General features: G+C 47.7%; 5 protein-coding genes and 3 pseudogenes. All 8 read left to right on the top strand.

Annotation, left to right across the window (positions count from 1 at the left end; all coding sequences use genetic code 11):
- The first annotated feature begins 20 nt into the window (after window positions 1–20).
- Window positions 21–533, top strand: a complete 513-nt coding sequence (locus EC604_RS14640) for a sterol desaturase family protein (protein WP_123064861.1) — start codon at window positions 21–23, stop codon at window positions 531–533.
- Complete coding sequence (locus EC604_RS14645; RefSeq protein ID WP_123064862.1) at window positions 533–7,861, top strand: non-ribosomal peptide synthetase; 7,329 nt, start codon at window positions 533–535, stop codon at window positions 7,859–7,861. Before EC604_RS14640 ends, EC604_RS14645 begins: the two co-directional genes overlap by 1 nt.
- Before the next feature lie 18 nt (window positions 7,862–7,879).
- On the top strand, window positions 7,880–9,130 hold the full coding sequence (gene fabD / locus EC604_RS14650; RefSeq protein ID WP_123064863.1) for an ACP S-malonyltransferase: 1,251 nt from the start codon (window positions 7,880–7,882) through the stop codon (window positions 9,128–9,130).
- 27 nt (window positions 9,131–9,157) lie between these two features.
- Entirely contained in the window at window positions 9,158–14,305 is a 5,148-nt protein-coding gene (locus EC604_RS14655; protein ID WP_161556942.1) for a condensation domain-containing protein, read from the top strand.
- A 42-nt stretch (window positions 14,306–14,347) separates the two neighbouring features.
- Window positions 14,348–15,244, top strand: coding sequence for an FkbM family methyltransferase (locus tag EC604_RS14660; RefSeq protein ID WP_123064865.1), 897 nt, complete (start codon window positions 14,348–14,350; stop codon window positions 15,242–15,244).
- Window positions 15,245–15,330: 86 nt separating this feature from the next.
- Window positions 15,331–15,954 (top strand): annotated as a pseudogene (locus tag EC604_RS31010) (condensation domain-containing protein); the annotation flags it as partial.
- Window positions 15,955–16,083: 129 nt separating this feature from the next.
- Window positions 16,084–16,608, top strand: a pseudogene (locus EC604_RS31015) (AMP-binding protein); the annotation flags it as partial.
- 123 nt (window positions 16,609–16,731) lie between these two features.
- Window positions 16,732–18,537, top strand: a pseudogene (locus EC604_RS31020) (MupA/Atu3671 family FMN-dependent luciferase-like monooxygenase); the annotation flags it as partial.
- Between the last annotated feature and the right edge of the window lie 2 nt (window positions 18,538–18,539).

An 18,539-nucleotide genomic window follows, 5' to 3' on the forward strand; every position in this document is an offset into this window, starting at 1 on the left:
TAAGAGACTGGAGGATGTCAATGATATTCGTGATCGGAAAAGTGATTGCATACTTCTTCATTTGGACGCTGTATTCGTACGGCGTCCATCGGCTGGCGCATATTCCCCATAAGAAAAACATTTTATACAAAATCCATATCGTGCATCACCGTGTCAAGTACGGGGAATCAAATTGGCCTGAGCCTTCGAACTATTTTTTTTGGTTCGGGGGCTTGAAGGCTTCGCTGGATGTTTGGATAACGCTGACAGCACCCCTAATTGTACTTACCTTCATCGATCCGATTCCAGGAGGGATACTGCTGGCGTTTCATTATGCTTATGAAGTGTTCTTAGCTGGTAAGGTTGTTGATCACAACCCGAGAATCAGGGGCATCATCACCCGATGGCTATCAATAGGCACATACCATTTGAAACATCATGATTTGTACAAGTGCAACTATTCTTTTTTTATTACCTTGTGGGACCATATATTTCAAACAAGCGATAAGAAGTTTCTGGCGGTAAGAGGGATAAAGGGGAGAAGAGAATCTTGATGAGAGAGATGCTGACCGAAAAAACAGTAATTGCCAAGCAACTTGTTGCTGAAGAAGCTTACTGGCTGGGCAAACTGTCAGGCGTCGAAGACCATACCCACATTCCGTATGAATTGACCGATACGGCTGTGTCTGGGGAACGTAAACAAGCGAATATCATTATCCCTACGGAAATATTTGATAAAGTGAATGCCATCTGCGGGGGAGTTGAGGAACGCATCCACGTGTTATTGGTAAGCGTTCTCTTCGCGTTGTTGTATAAATGCACGGGTCGCCGGGATCTTATTATTGGCTCCCCGATGCACCATATGGGCAAGCTCGAGAACGGTTGGCTTAACGCTGTCCTCCCATTAAGAGAAAGCGTAGATGGCGAACTCAGTTTTAAGCAATTGCTCTCGAAAGTTAAGGTTACCGCTCATGAAGCATTTCAACATCAGAATTATCCAACGGACGTATTGTGGGATAAGCTCAACCTTGATCAATCGGGGGAAGGTTTTCCTCTGTCGGATTGCATGTTCATGCTTGAGAATATTAGCCCTGCAGGATGGGAAGATCAAATTGCTTGCGGAACGCTCTTTGCTTTCCGCTATTCGTCTACGGATTTGCAGGGTCGATTGGAGTATGACAGCTCTTTGTATACGGAAGCTGTGGCAACGAGGATTGCTGGATATTACGTCCACATGCTACGAGCTGTGGTGGCGCAGTCTGACGAGCAGTTGCGGAGTATTCGGCTCATTACGGAGGAAGAGCTTCACAAGTTGCTGTATGAGCACAATGCAACCAGCTTGGACTTGCCAATAAACAAGACAGTCGTGGATTTAATTGATAAACAGGCTGAGCTGTATCCAGAACAAATCGCAATCGTATATCAAGATGAGTCGGTCACCTATTCGGAGCTTATGGCGAGAGTGAAGCAGACGTCCTTCATCTTGCGCAACCATGGTGTAGGCCCCAACTGCATCGTTGGGCTCATGCACTCCCGTAGCATTAATCTAGTGGTTGGCATGCTTGCGATATTGAAGGCAGGCGGGGCATACTTGCCAATTGACCCGAACTTTCCTGAAGATCGCATAGCTCATATGATTACGGACAGTCAAACAAAGTGGGTAGTCACGGAGCGCGATTTGGTGGCAAGGCTTGAAGGCTATGCGTTGCACGTTATCGAAGTCATAGAGGGGACGGCCGATCCGGGATTTATGGCAGAGGCAGTTGCAACCCCGATTCACGGGGATCATCTGGCCTACTTGATGTATACTTCAGGCTCAACAGGAAAACCGAAAGGCGTCATGGTTACCCATGGTAATGTCCTCAACTTCGTAACCGGTATGGATGCGGTGATCCGGCCTTCGATGAACGAGGCATTTCTCGCTTTAACGACGGTATCATTCGATATATCCGTACTTGAATTATTGTGGACGTTATCGAAAGGGATACAGGTTGTCCTTAAGCCCGAGGACCATGTAATGAATCATTCGTACGATGCGTTTTTACGCGTCGGGCAGATGGATGAAGTATCTTTCAGCCTATTGTTTTTCTCGAATTATGGCGCAGAGGACGAGCGGGAAAAGTATCGGCTATTCTTGGAAACAACGCAATTCGCCGATCAGAACGGCTTTGAAGCAGTGTGGGTCCCGGAGAGGCACTTTCACGAATTTGGAGGCCTGTTCCCTAATCCGTCTGTTCTGTCAGCTGCTGTAGCTGTAAAGACGAATAAGCTACGCATCCGTTCGGGTAGTGTTGTAGCTCCGCTTCATCATCCTGCCCGCGTTGCGGAGGAGTGGGCCGTCGTCGATAATCTTTCCGGCGGCCGCGTCGAGCTGGCATTCGCTTCCGGCTGGCATTCGGATGACTTTGTATTTTACCCCGAGAGGTACGATAACCGGGTCGATGAGATGTTCGGGCAAGTCGATGTGATCCAGAAGCTTTGGCGGGGAGAGGAGCATCAGTTTCTGAACGGGTCCGGCAAACCAGTCAGTATCAAGACATATCCTAGACCGTTGCAAGCCGAACTTCCGATGTGGATTACGAGCGCGGGAAGCCGCGATACCTTTATTCGGGCTGGCCGAATCGGCGCGAATATTCTTACGCATTTGTTGGGTCAGGAAGTTGAAGATCTGGAAGAGAATATTAAAGTTTACCGAACGACGCTTGAAGAGTACGGCTATGATTCCAGTAAATCCAAGGTTGCAATTATGCTACACACGTTTATCGGGGACGACGAGCACGCTGTGAAAGCAAAGATCAAGTCACCATTCTGCGAATATATCCGTTCCAGCATTGGATTAATGAAGAATTTGGCACAAAGTCTTGACATTCCAGATGTTGAGAGTTGGCTTGGATCCAAAGTGAGGACAGACGAGCTTGTCGAGCTGGCGTTCGAGAAATATTGGTCCAGGGCAGCGCTATTCGGCACCCCGGAAACCTGTTCCTCCTTAGTCTCGAAACTCAGTCGAATGGGCGTCAACGAGATCGCTTGTTTAGTCGATTTTGGATTGTCCGAAGCAGATATCAGGGAAGGGCTAGAGCACTTGAACCAGGTGAAAGGCAAGTTTGACGGAACAATTGAGGCACGTCAGTCAGAACGGCAGCTCCGACCGGTTACCCAAATGCAATGTACGCCCTCCAGATTAAAGATCATGCTACAGGATAAGGAGTCACACAAGTTCCTTCGTTCGTTGAAGACGATTTTAATTGGCGGCGAGAAGCTGGATGAAAGGCTCATTCGCGAGTTGCGCGAGGTCACCGATGCAAGAATTTTAAATATGTACGGACCGACTGAAACGACGGTCTGGTCTTCGGCATATGAGATTCAAGCTGATCAGCAGGTATCTATAGGCAGACCTATTGCTAATACGCAAATCTATGTACTAGATGACGACCTTAGTCCGTTGCCGTTCAATACCGTCGGCGAAATATGCATAGCCGGTCTGGGGGTTACCGATGGATACTGGAATAATTCAGCTCTTACGGCAGAACGCTTTATTCCTAATCCATTTTCTAAAATAGAGTCTGACCGGATATACCGTACGGGAGATCTAGGTATCATGCATCGTGACGGAAGTATGGAAGTAGTTGGAAGGAAAGATAACCAGCTTAAGATACGAGGGTACCGAATTGAGCCTGGCGAGATTGAAACTGTACTGCATCGTCACCCACATTTGGAAGAAGCAGTCGTTGCCGGGCGGGAAGGATCGGAAGGGAATATGACGCTTGCCGCGTACGTCGTTGCCTCTGGGGAGGTTACAAATGCCGAGCTTATTCGTCATCTTCGCCAAGAACTTCCGCTCTACATGATACCGAGCGAATTCTTCATTTTAGATCGGTTGCCTTTGACACCTAACGGCAAGGTTGACCGAAAGAAACTATCAAAGATGGCTCGCGCATACACGGGAGATGCCAGCCTTCCATCAGGTGCTCTAGAGAATCGGCTGCATGGCATCTGGAAGGAGCTACTGGAGCGCGAAGACTTCGGGGTCAACAGCAATTTCTTTGAGCTTGGAGGTCATTCTTTAAGCGCTATGATGATGGCCTTCCGCATTCATCGGGGATTTCATGTACAGATCCCTTTGAGGGAAATATTTGATAGGCAAACGATTAGTGGTATCGCTGACTATATACGAACGGCGGAGCAGGAGACATATACGCCTATTCCTCGAGTTAAGGAGCGAACTTATTACCCGACAACGGCTTCGCAGAGAAGATTGTACATTCTTTCGGAGATACAAGGGGATTCGATCAGTTATAATATGCCAATGATTTATCGATTGGAAGGACCCTTGGATACAGAAAAATTATGCAACTGTCTGGGCAGCATTGTAGAAAGACATGAGATCCTCAGGACACGGTTCCAACTAGTCGACGGAGAACCGGTACAGCGAATGGTAGAACTAATGACGCTGGACATACCTTGCGAAACTTGCGAAGAGCATGAACTGGAGAGCAAGCTGAAAGAATTCGTTCGACCGTTTCGTTTAAAAGAAGACCTGTTAATTCGCAGTAAATTGCTACGTGTCGATAAGGAGACACATTATCTGCTCTTGGATATGCACCATATTATATCAGACGGTCCTTGGACGACAGGCATCATGATTCGCGAGCTTACGGCTTTATACAACGGGGACGAGCTTGAACCACGACCGTTGCAGTACAAGGACTACGCGATTTGGCATCATGAGCTACTGCGGTCCGATATCATGAAGCACCAAGAACAATACTGGTTGTCTGTCTTCAACGGAGAATTGCCTTTGCTCAATCTGCCCACAGATTATCCAAGGCCGCCGATTCAACGATATGAAGGGAAGCGTTTCGTTCACAAAATAAATAAAAAATTGACGAGCGAACTGGAGAGGCTGGCTGGTAAGCATTCCACGACGCTATTTTCACTATTGTTGGCGGTCTATTACACATTGCTGTCCAAGTATACTTCACAAGAAGACATCGTGATTGGCACGCCAACGGCGGGAAGAAATCATATGGATTTGGAAGATATGATGGGGCTATTCATTAATACGCTCGCGATCAGGAGTTATCCTTCTGGACAGAAAACGTTCCGTTCTTTCTTGGTAGAGGTCGCAGAACGAGTGCTTACTGCTTTCGAGCATCAGGATTATCCATTCGAGGATTTGGTCACGAAGTTGAATGTGCAACGCGACTTGAGTAGAAACCCGCTCTTTGACACGCTATTTGTGCTTCAGAATACGAAACACGAAGTCAATGAGATGGCAGGGCTGAAGTTTGAGGCGTTCGCTTACATGCCCGACATTTCCAAATTCGATTTGACTTTGCAGGCGGAAGAAATGGAAGGAGAAATCATACTTCATTTTGAGTACTCTTCAGCGTTGTTCGCAGAACGAACGATTGAGCGGATGTCGGAGCATTTCGTGCAAATTGCTATGCAGGTAGCAAATGATCCTGAGGTGCCGATATCCTCCATTGATATCATGACGGAAAAGGAACGCTTACAAATAACGCAGCATTTTAACGATACGCGACGGGAGTACGATCGAGAAGCTACCGTTCATGCTCTGTTTGAGAATCAAGCGGAGCGGTATCCGGATCGGATGGCGGTCAGATGCGGAACGGATTGCATCACATACAGGGATTTGAACGAAAAGTCGAGTCGCTTGGGGGGCTACATGCGAGCCAAAGGAATCGGCAAAGGGAACTTCGTGGGAATTATGCTCGAGAGGTCAGCGGATTTGCTGGTGGCGATCCTTGCAACGTTGAAAGCCGGAGCCGCTTATGTGCCGTTAGATCCCACTTACCCATCTGAGAGGCTGAATTATATGCTTGAGGACAGCAACAGCCGGTTGTTGCTGACACAGGAGGACCTCGCAGGCAGAGTAAGATTCGAAGGAGAGATGATTATTCTTGGGCGAGATGCAGGGATGGTACCTGTGGAGAATGACCTATCGGCTCCTAGAACGGCAAGCGAAGGCAGCGATTTAATGTATGTGATTTACACATCTGGTTCTACGGGCAATCCGAAAGGGGTAATGATCGAGCATCGTAACGTCGTTAATTTCATAGTTGGAATAACGGATACCATTCCGTTCGTTCCTGACTCCTCGGTGCTTTCTCTAACAACCCTATCATTCGATATTTTCGTGTTGGAAACGTTGTTGCCGCTCACGATGGGCATGCAAGTCGTTCTCGCAAGCGATCAGCAGAGTAAAGATCCGGACAGCTTGGCCAAGCTGCTTGATGAGGTGCCCATTGATACTATCCAACTGACGCCATCCCGCTTGCAGTATTTCCTTGGAAGTGTCAAAGTCAGCAGTCATCTAAAGACCGTGAAGAATATCCTCATCGGAGGAGAGATGCTTCCGCACTCCTTGTTGCATCGGCTCCGTGAAACGACACAAGCACGGATCTACAACATGTACGGGCCGACGGAAACGACTGTATGGTCATTGCTTGATCGGCTGGATACGAGTAGCGAAATTACAATAGGCAAGCCCATTGCCAATACGAGAGTTTATGTTGTGGACACGGAATGCCGATTGCTCGGCATTGGAATCCCGGGCGAGCTGTGTATTGCTGGTGATGGGGTCTCAAGGGGGTATTGGAACAATGCTGAACTGACCCGCACGAAGTTTATTCGTTCGCCGTTTGCAGATAATGAGCTCCTGTACAGGACAGGCGACTCCGTCAAATGGTTGCCGGATGGCAGGCTTCAATTCTTGGGAAGATTGGATAGCCAGGTCAAGATCAGAGGATACCGGATTGAAGTAGGTGAAATTGAAAGTATTCTCAATCAGTTTGAGGATGTGCGTGAAGCCGTTGTAGTCCCATGCCAGTCCAATGCGGGATTGCAATACCTGGCGGCGTATTACACCGCTAATCAATCAATTGATACAGCTCATATTAGAAGGCATGCAGCAAACAAACTCCCAGACTATATGATTCCTGCTGTATTTGTAGAACTGGATACCCTGCCGCATACGCCAAACGGAAAAATAGATCGGAAGGCGCTTCAGGCCAAGCAACCTCAGCTTGAACAAGAGAAGCAATCGGTAGCGCCTGCGACAGAGGTCGAGAAAGCGTTGATAGAGATATGGAATGCTCTAGTCGGTATAGGATCAATCGGGTTGCATGATAGCTTCTTAGAATCCGGTGGGAATTCGCTCATACTCGTCCTGTTGGCTGAACAGATCGAACAGCTGTATCCGGGCGTGATCACTGTGGCAGACTTGTTTGGTTTCCCGACGATCGGACAGCTGGCCGGACAGATCGAGTCAACACTGAAGGCAAATTCCGTATCCGGGAAAGAAGTGCATGGCGTGAAACTTCCGGAGCTTTATTTCCTTGCCGAAGCCGGTACAGTTAGGCAGGAAATCATGCAATTCGTGCTCACTGCGGATGAAACTTCGGCGATCACGCGCATTTCGAATCGGTACGGCGTACAGCACTTCGATGTCATTGCTGCCATCTATGCGTACCTGCTGGCAGATGTGATAAATCAGGACGAGGTTTCAATCAACATACAGACAGGAGCTTCGGTTAACTCCTTTGTGGTTCAGTTATTGGATGCGGAACACTTCTCCGATGTCATAGCCTCTGCCGCAAAAGGGCTTCTTCACTCAGAGAAGGTTGCCGATCCGCCAATCGTCAAGCCGGATGGGTACGCTTACTTTGTATTAGTTCAACATGCTACCAGAGCCGTACCCGGCCGCTATGATATAGCTTTTAGAGCTTGGCTTGCTGGCGGAGTCATTCATGTATCTTGCGAGAACATGACCTCGCGTGTGAGCATGCAAGCCGTCAACAGATTATTTCAAGCTTTCCGACAGCTTCTTTCGAACATAGAGGAAATGATTAAATCATAAAGACAAGGACTGATATAGTTGATAAAAATTGCATTGTTATTCCCCGGTCAAGGTTCGCAGTATGTAGGTATGTGTAAGTCGCTCATCGCTGATCACGCCATCGTGAAGTCGACATTTGATGAGGCCAGCGAGGCGTTAGGCATCAATTTGACCCAAATCTGCTTAGAAGATCCCCACTCCGAATTGTCAAGGACGGAGATCACGCAACCAGCGTTGCTTACTGCCGGTGTAGCGATGTTTCGACAGTATATGCAGGAGATCGGCATTCTGCCTGCATATTTCGCAGGCCATAGCTTAGGAGAAATTACCGCATTGACATGTACGGGTGCCATCGCCTTCGAGGATGCAGTGCGAATCGTACGAGCAAGAGGCAGATTCATGCAAGAGGCGGTCGGCATCGGTCAAGGTGCGATGGCCGCCGTAAGCGAAGTCGATGTTCATGACGTGGAGGCGGCTTGTTCGGATGCGGGGAATGTCGCGGTTTCTAACTATAACTCGCCTCGGCAGGTTGTCATTTCCGGACTGGCCGAGGACGTTGAACGTGTATCAGAGCAATTAGCTGCGAAAGGTGCAGTGGTCAGGGCACTGAATGTAAGTGCACCGTTCCATAGTCCATTAATGGCACCTGCTGCCGCCCAATTCAGAGAAGAACTTCAACAATATAAGTTCAGAAATCCGATATGGGCAATGGTATCGAACGTCGATGCGAAAGTATACAGAGATTCCACGAAAATCATAACGAATCTGACAAATCAAATGACCATGCCGGTTCGCTGGTACGAAACGGTCAGCCATCTAAGTGAAGTTGGGGTTACTCACGCGTTGGAACTTGGACCGAAATCCGTGCTGAAAAATCTCATGCGGGATTGCGATACGTCGATAAAAACCTATTCGTATGACCACGAGAATGACCGTAAGGAGTTTGCCGTTCAGGTTGCCTCAGAGCTGAAGCGGGTACCGACCGTCGTGACCCGCTGTTTGGGTATCGCGGTGGCGACTCGCAACCAAAACTGGGATAACGAAGAGTATAAGCAGGGGGTAGTTATTCCGTATCGTCGTATCCAGGAAATGCAAGACGAATTGGACAAGTCGAATTCGAAACCAAGCTTGGAACAGATGAAAGAAGCGATTCTTATGTTAAAGAGTGTGTTTGCTACAAAGAGGGTACCTCAAGAAGAGCAGGAAGAGCGTTTTCACCAGCTACTTACCGAGACAGGCACCGGGCATTTGTTAGCGGAATTCATATCGATGCAAGGTGTACATTCTTGAACCGAGTAGAGGATGGTGAAGCTGTTAATGCGTAAGAGATTGCTTGATTGGAGCATGGAACAAAACGAGGATGGGCTCCCATCGCCCTCACCTTCTACGGTATCCAAGCATGATATCGCGATAATTGGCATGGACGGGCGAGTGGCAGGAGCCAACAACCTAGAGAATTATTGGCAAATGGTCGTAAATGGCGAGTGGTGCATTCGAGAATTGCCGGAACAACGTAAGCCTGACCCGGAGGCTTTTATGTCCAGAATGAAATATTTGGGTTTGGCGGAGAACGAATGGGAGTATTCCTTTGAAGGATTCCTAGACAATATCAGCGGGTTCGACGCTGAGTTTTTCCACTTGTCTCCCAAAGAAGCGGAGTTGATGGACCCTAACCAACGGTTGTTTCTTCAGGCAGCGTGGGGGGCTCTTGAAGACGCAGGTTACGGCGGCAAGCGAATCATTGGAACCAAAACAGGATTATTCGTCGGCTTCAGCTCCGACTTTGGGGAGTCCTACAAGGACTATATTCGGCTCCTTGCACCTGATCAGGAGGGGCTATCGATTCCGGGCAATATTAAGTCCGTCATTGCAAGCAGGCTATCTTACTTATTGGATTTGAAAGGCCCGAGCATGCTGGTAGATACGGCATGCTCTTCCTCTTTGGTTGCCATCCATATGGCCTGTCAATCCATTCGTAACGGGGAGTGCGATATGGCGCTTGCCGGCGGAGTCAAGATTAATTTGCTGCCGCTAGTTGCAAGTATGGAAACCGATATTGGAATTAGATCTTCCGACAGCTTAACAAGGACCTTCGATGACCAAGCTGACGGAACGGGATTTGGCGAGGGTGTCGCTTGTCTATTGCTTAAGCCGCTTTGGAAAGCCATGCATGACGGAGATCATATCGAAGCGATTATCAAAGGCAGTGCGGTGAATCAAGATGGGCGATCATCCAGCCTCAGCGCTCCCAACCCTTCAGCGCAGGAAGAACTGCTGATTGCCGCTTGGGAAGACGCGAACATCCAGCCGGAATCCATCGCATATCTAGAGGCGCATGGAACAGGAACAAGGCTGGGAGATCCTGTCGAAATCAATGGGATTCAAAGAGCTTTTTCAAAATATACCGATAAGCGGCAGTTCTGTGCGATCGGATCTGTAAAATCGAACATCGGTCATCTCGACCATGCTGCCGGAGTGGCCGGACTTGTGAAGGCGATTATGGCCCTTAAACACCAGGTGCTGCCGCCAACCTTACACTTTAATCGTCCAAACCGCAGTATCCGACTCGAAGAGACCGCCGTATATGTCAATGATCGAATGCAAGTGTGGCCGCGAGGGAACGCGCCAAGACATTGCGGCGTCAGTTCTTTCGGTCTTAGCGGAACGAACTGTCATATCGTATTGGAAGAGGCGCCGAGCCTTGTTCTGTCTAGGGTTGACCATACGGAGACAAGCCATTTGTTTACGCTTTCCACTCGGGATGAAGACGCCATGCATAGGCTTATGCTCGAATATGTGGATTTCCTTGAGACCAAGGCAGAATTAAGTCGTTTGGCCGATATCTGCTATACCGTGAATACGGGAAGAGGCCGATATGCATGTCGTTTGGCTGTTGTGGCGAGCAGTAAGGAAGACTTGCTTGCCAAATTGAAAGGCATTGCGACTGACCCGAAACAGAGTTCGCAATCCGTGCAAGGAGTACATTACAATTGTGCAGTTCAAGGGGAAGAAGTTCGTATCGTTGAGATTCAGGATCCCAGGATAAAGTGTGCAGTTGAGAGCTATATGTCGGAACATGAGGTCGAATGGGAACAGCTTTATGAGGGGATCGATGTCAAGAAGGTGAGTCTGCCGACCTATCCCTTCTCGGCGGAACGCCGTTGGGTTGTGGCGAAGGAAGAGACGAGCCGGCCTGAGGTCAATATCGGACCGTCTGACGAGCGGCTTTCAATTCATAAAAGGAATCTATCCGATTGGTTCTACACGGCGACTTGGAAATATTTGAAGCTTGCTACTCAACCATTCCCGACCAGTCAACAGAAACCTTGGGTTGTATTTATGGATTCCCATGGTATAGGCACAAGCATAATCGATCAATTGCGAGCGGGGGGCAACACGGTGATTGCGGTTTCTGCCTCGTTTCGTTACGAAGTGACTAATCCGCATGAAGTGTCCATGCGAGTGGGTGATCAAAACGATTATGTTACTTTGTTCGAAACCCCGATTCTCAAACAAGCGGTCTCTGTGAATATTGTCCACTTATGGGGACTTAATAACTCAAGTAGCTTTGAGACGGCGCAGGTCAATGGATTATACAGCTTGATTCTCTTATCGAAAACAATCGGCAGGCTTGGGATGACGGATGGAACGAAAATTCAGGCTGTAACAGACCAGTTATTTGACATTACGGGCAATGAATCACTTAACCCTGATAAGGCGACTGTGCTCGCTGGCTGCAAAGTAATTCCGCAGGAGTATATGAATATCAGCTGCCAGTGTGTGGATTTGGATATGGCTGACCTCCCGGCGGGTACCACATTAGCAGCTAGACTGCTGGAGGAATTTAATGCTGACCGTTTGGAGCCCGTTGTAGCGATGAGACATGGTAAGCGACTCGTTCAACAAATTGAAGAATCAAGATCGTTCGGAGGAAGAGAGGATGCCTCTGCGATCGTTCAGGAGGCCGGGAATTATCTCATTGTCGGCGGGCTGGGAAATATCGGGTTTGTCGTTGCAGAATACTTTGCGAATATTGCTCATGTTCATTTGATTCTTGCAGGAAGGACAGTTCTTCCAGAGAGAAAGGATTGGGATCGTATGCTCGTCTCCGGCGACCTGGAGGTTTCGGTCCGCGCCAAAATGGAGAAAATCTTGCGTTTGGAAGCGCTTGGAGCCAGGGTTTCGCTCATTCAATCGGACATTGCGGATGAGCAGGCCATGTCGGAGAAGGTTAAGGATGTTGAGGCCGTATCCGGTCCTATCAAAGGTATTATTTACGCTGCAGGTATTTTGGAAGGGGAATCGATTGAACTCATTGATCGTATTCAAATCCCTCACTTCGAAGGGCAGTTTCAAGCAAAGGTCAAAGGACTTCAAGTACTGGACCGAATTTTCGAGGGACACAACCTGGATTTTTGCGTTGTTTTCTCTTCATTATCTTCAGTGCTTGGCGGTCTCGGCTTCTCGGCTTATTCGGCTGCGAACATCTTTGCTGACCATTTCGTCGTCAAGCATAATCAGACATCGGTCAATCGTTGGATCAGCATAGGATGGGATGCATGGCAGTCGGAGAGACGTGATGTATCGCTTAGGTCGACATTAGATCATTATACAATGGCGTACGATGAAGGACTTGAGGCCCTCAGCCGCATCATTGTCATGGGCAATCGTAAGTATGATCATGTCGTTGTATCGAGCGGATCTTTGGCCGAGCGGATGAATCAATGGATTCGAATGGGTACTGTTCAGCCTCAGTCTCCGCCCGTTCGTAACGCCGAGGGTTCGCTAGGAACCGGTATGAGGTCCGTAGCGATACTTGACTCCTTGCCTGCCGCCATAAGCATCGAGGGAAAAGATAACGGCAGTTACACGGCGACGGAAGTGAAGGTTGCAGATATATGGTCGAGAATGTTGGGGTTGACCAAGATAAACATTCACGACGATTTGTTCTCTCTCGGCGGCGATTCGATTATTGCTTTGAGGATCGCAAATCAAATAGGCAAAGAATTAAACATAAGTCTTCAGATCAGCGACCTGTTCGCGAATATGACGGTATCGGGATTGTCCGAACTCATTGACACGAGAAGCGCGAACGAAACGACTATAGGTCTTAGCTATATGAATCAAGCAATGATAGGTTCGGCGTTTGAATTGTCGCATGCACAAAAAAGAATTTGGGCTATACAAAAAATGAATCCCGAAATGACAGCGTATAACCTCATCTCAACGCTGTCCATTGAAGCTGAAGTATCGCTTGACCTCTTCCATAAGGCACTTAATCGGGTTGTAATGCGGCATGCGTCTTTAAGAACTTATTTCGTTGAGGATAACGGAGCGCCAAGGCAAATCATTAAACCGAGCGCAGACACTGTATCGGAAATGATCGATCTTTCGACGGAGGACTCGCCGCATATTAAGCTAGCAAGCCAAATCAGGCATCAGAATAGTTTGCCGATGGATCTAGGCGAGGTCCCGTTGCGAATCAAATTGTACAAGCTTCATGAGCGAAGGTATGAACTCTACGTCAACATCCATCACATCATAACAGACGGTTGGAGTATGAATATATTCAGTAACGAGCTGTTTGAAATCTATAACGGGCTGATAACCGGCCATGAAATCGAATTAGAGCCAGTTCCTCTGCAATACGTAGATTGGGTTGCGGAACAGGAGCAATTGGCATCCAGCAGCCGATATTTGGAAATGGAAGGCTACTGGATGAATGAGCTTTCCAAGCCATTGCCACTCCTAAACTTCATCACGGATTATAAGCGGCCGGAATTTCTGACTTATAAGGGCGGAGCCGTTCACTTTACGCTCTCGGACGTTCTGACTCAACAAGTGAAAGCCATGTCGCATCGCGAACGCATAACCATACAAGCTTTGCTGCTGGCAACCTATTTCGTTTTGTTGCAAGCATCGACCAGAGATGAAGATATTATCGTCGGCGTGCCGACTACCAATCGGAGCCGTGCTGACTTAGAACGAGTAATTGGATTATTTACGAATACCGTATGTATAAGAGCCCGATTGCAGCCTAATGATAGCTTCAGAGATTTCGCCAAGTATGTGAGCCAAAAGAGCTTAAAAGCTTTTTCGAACAGCCAGTATCCTTTTGATACGCTGGTTTCTAAGATTAATCCTGAACGTGATCCGAGCAGAACGCCGATATTCTCAGCCATGTTCCATTTCTCGAATCAAATTCCTCAAGAAGTGGAAGGGATAAGCTTATTCGATCTTAATTTATTATCCAAAGAGGAAAGCGGGCAGTTCACTTTCAGATTGGAATACAACCGCGATTTATTCCATGAAATGACGGCTTTGATGCTAGGTAATCATTTTCAATCCTTAATCACTCATATTATGGATAGGCCGGAGATCACGATTAACGAACTGGTCCGTCTCGTCAAGGATCAACGGACACAGGTGTCACCAGAAATTCAATCCATTGATTTTAACTTTTAGTTTAATAGGCTGTTATTCTGAATATACAAGGAAGGTGAATGAATGAATACGAGAGAAATGCAAATTGCAGAAAACATAAGCAAGGGGAAATTTCTCAAGTTAAAGGATCAAATTCATAATTTTGCGGGGATGGCCGACGCTTTGAGAACGCTTATTCGTAACGATATCGCAAGTATTGAAATTACCGAGCACATAACGCTAATACATCTCAAAGATGGCAGAAAGTATAAATGGAACCCTGAAATTCTGGATATGGCAGTTTGGTTATTAGAGAAAGGGACCGTAGAACCGGATGAAACAGCGATGGTTCAACGTTTGGTCGGAGAAGGGAATATCGCATTGGATATCGGGGCAAATGCGGGGTGGTACTCAATTTTATTAGCCAATTTAGTAGGCGGGAACGGAGAAGTCCATGCTTTCGAACCGTTGGATGATGCGAATCAGGCTCTGATTGGGAATGCGGAACTGAACGGTTGCAGAAACTTGCATGTTCATCCGTATGCCGTCAGCAATAAAGAGGGGGGGGCAGAATTATTTGTGCCTAGTTATCATCTGAATACACTGGCCTCCTTAACGTCCAATCCATATGTGAGCGAAAGCAGACTGAAGTGCCAATTGGTTTCTTTGGATAGATTTGTTCAGGACAATAGCTTAACAAATGTACATTTTATTAAAATTGACGCTGAAGGCCATGAACTAGCTATACTGCAAGGTGCAAAGCAGATGATATGCGCATGTCATCCTATTCTCATGCTCGAATGTTTGGATCAACAGGCATTCGAGGAAATACGGCAATTCCTTGAGCCAATAGGTTACTCCTTCTATATGGCGAAACAAGGCGTTTTGGTACAAAAAGTAACCCTAGGGCAACTGGGTCAGGAGAGTAATATATTCTGCATGCGGCCTGAGCAAGCGGCACCCTATCTGCACGAATGTTAGGGCAACAGCCATTCACTTGTCACCATTAATACATGGAGGTATTGTTTGTGATCGATGCGACGAATGGGTTCACGACAAACGAAAGTATGGATGAAGCAAACAATCCATTCATACAGTTTGAATTGCCTGGAGATCTATCGAGAAGTCTTCTGTCTATGGGTGGGAGCTCCGATTACGCGCTTTACGTCTTGTTAACTTCCGGTGTCTGGTATTTGATGGAATTGTATACGAACCAAAATCGGGTCGTGGTGGGTATGCCAGCAGTCGATGAAGACGAGAGTCCGGAATTTCTTAGTCCGCTAATGTTTCTTGAAGTTCAAACTACTGATCTACATTCCTATAAAGAGTTTCTCTTTTATTTAAAGGGCGCATTGTCGGAAGCTTTGAAAAACCGAAATGTGCCTGCACATCATCTGTACGACCGGTTGGCATTAGAGACGAGCCCGGACGGCAAATTGTTGCTCCAAACGATCGTATCCTTAGATACGTTGCATCATAAAAACATGGAGATCCGGAAGAGCGTCGAAAGCGATATATGGTTTCATTTTGAAAAAAGAGAAGAATGCATTTCCGTTCGTATTGACTATACAGTAGCCTACCAGGCTAACCAAGTCGAGCGCATCCATCATCATTTAATTCATTTTTTTCGAACGGTTACGGCTAATCCAGACGTCTTGCTGGATGAGATTACTGTGCTTACCGAGAATGAAATACAAATGTTGAAAACTATTAACGATACTCGAATCGTCTATGATTCCGATCAAACTATCCACGGTAGCATCGAGGCTCAAGCAGCAGATCATCCGGACAGGGTGGCACTATGCTATAAAGGTAAGGAAATGCGCTTTGAAGAGTTAAATCGCCGAGCCAATCAACTTGCTAGATTCTTAAGTGAAGTCCACCACGTTCAGCCGAACGATCGCGTAGCCCTTATGATGGATCGCTCGTTAGAGATGGTAATTGTCATATTAGCTATCCTCAAATCAGGTGCAGCGTATTTGCCGATCGATCCCACGATGCCTCCCGAACGTGTTCGGTCGGTTCTGGAAGACAGCGAGTCTAAGCTCATCCTTACGCAAAGCCAATATGCTTTTATTGCGGGAGATGCATCCATTGTTCTTATAGCAAATAACGAACAGGAGCGGATTAATCAGCAGCCTTCGCATAATTTGCCATCCATAGCTGTCGCTGAGGATTTAGCTTATATCATCTATACATCGGGTTCAACCGGAAAGCCTAAGGGAGTAATGGTCGAGCATCGAAACGTAATTAATTTCTTTGCCGCGATGGACGAACAATTAAAGCCGGATGCGAATGATGCGATGTTGGCTTTAACGACCGTTTCATTTGACATATCGGTCTTGGAGTTGCTATGGACATTAAGCCGCGGCGTTCAAGTGACCATTCATCCTAATGACGGGACGCAGTGGGAGGATTTTGACGCATACCTGCAACCAAGCCGCGTTGCTTCAATGGAATTTAGCCTGTTTTTCTTCTCTAGCTATGATCACGCTCAGGAAACCGATAAATATCGGCTTTTGCTGGAAACTGCAACGTATGCGGACCAACATGGATTTCGTGGTGTATGGACGCCAGAGCGGCACTTCCATGAATTCGGGGGGCTGTATCCTAATCCATCGGTAGTATCCGCGGCGTTGGCGATGGTTACGAACCGACTGAAAATTCGTTCGGGAAGCGTGGTGTCACCGTTGCATGACACAATACGAATCGCCGAAGAATGGGCTGTTGTCGATAACTTATCGAAGGGAAGAGTTGAATTGTCGTTCGCTTCCGGCTGGCATGCGGACGATTTTGTGTTCTCACCAGATAAGTACCAGGGGCGCAAAGAAGAGATGGTCCGGCAAATTGAACAGGTGCGGTCGCTATGGAGAGGGGAATCGGTGACCCGCCAGAACGGTTTCGATAAATCCATTGAGGTTAAAACGTATCCCAGGCCGATTCAGAAGGAATTGCCGATATGGATTACGACTGGGGGCAACCGCGATTCTTTCATTGAAGCGGGGAAAATGGGCGCGAACGTATTAACGCATCTGCTTGGACAAGATCTTGATCAGCTGAAAGATAACATAAGTCTTTATCGCCGTGCGTTGAAGGAGAACGGGTTTGAGCCACACAGCGGCAAAGTAGCGCTAATGCTTCATACGTTTATCGGCGAAGACATGGAATCCGTCAAAGAAATCGTTCGCAAGCCCTTTATCGATTACCTGCGCTCCAGTCTAAGCCTTATCAAAAATTTGGCCGAGGATTTTGCCATTGACCCTGCTGCGCTTGAAGACCCGGAGGTCATCGAGAAAGTGCTGGAAATGGCATTCGAAAAGTATTGGGATACGGCGGCTTTGCTTGGCACTTCCGATAGCTGCTCGGAATTAATTGAACAGCTTTCGGTGCTCGGCGTGGACGAGGCTGCCTGTCTCATCGATTTTGGCGTTGAGAAACAAGCCGTTATGGACAGCTTACACCGATTGGCTGCGTTGAAAGAACGTTTTCGTCCAGATAACGAGCAACTTCAGAAGGAGGCCGCCAGTCGAAAGATTACGATGTTGCAATGCACGCCTTCCCGATTAGGCATGTTGCTGACGGATGAACGTTCCCAAGCATTCTTGGGTTCTTTGAAGAAAATCATCATTGGCGGCGAGGCGCTTCCGACCCAGCTTGCGGAGTCGTTGCGGAAGCGGACAAGCGGAGAAATCTATAATATGTATGGCCCCACGGAGACAACTGTATGGTCAACGTGCTACAGGCTTATGAATATCGAAGGAACGATCCCGATCGGTCGACCGATTGGAAACACGCAGGTCTATGTACTGGATAAGCGTAGACGTATGACACCAATCGGAGGTTACGGGGAGCTATACATCGGGGGAGACGGGGTTACGCGCGGGTATTGGGCTCGGGAAAGCTTGACGGCGGAACGATACGTTCAAGACCCGTTCTCAGACAAGCCGAATGCCCGCTTATATCGAACGGGTGATATCGGGAAATTCCGGGATGACGGCACGATTGAATTCCTGGGCAGGGAGGATCATCAAGTCAAAATTCGCGGGCATCGCATCGAGCTTGACGAAATCGAGTACTGGATCAGAGAATATGAGCCCATTCGGGATTGCGTCGTGTCTGCACGCAAAGACGATGGTGAAGAAACGTATTTATGCGCTTACGTCGTGTCCAACAAACAGCTGAGCACATCTGAGCTTAGAGGGTATTTATTGCAACAGATTCCGAACTATATGGTGCCTGCACGGTTTGTCGTGTTGGATCAATTACCGCTCACTTT

Origin of the sequence: Paenibacillus amylolyticus, from assembly GCF_003719335.1 — a bacterium.
Lineage (GTDB): Bacteria > Bacillota > Bacilli > Paenibacillales > Paenibacillaceae > Paenibacillus > Paenibacillus amylolyticus_D.

Bases quoted from the DNA above. Each gene is read 5' to 3' on its own strand.
- EC604_RS14640 (WP_123064861.1), top strand. From the start codon at position 21: ATGATATTCGTGATCGGAAAAGTGATTGCATACTTCTTCATTTGGACG.
- EC604_RS14645 (WP_123064862.1), top strand. From the start codon at position 533: ATGAGAGAGATGCTGACCGAAAAAACAGTAATTGCCAAGCAACTTGTT.
- EC604_RS14655 (WP_161556942.1), top strand. From the start codon at position 9,158: ATGCGTAAGAGATTGCTTGATTGGAGCATGGAACAAAACGAGGATGGG.
- EC604_RS14660 (WP_123064865.1), top strand. From the start codon at position 14,348: ATGAATACGAGAGAAATGCAAATTGCAGAAAACATAAGCAAGGGGAAA.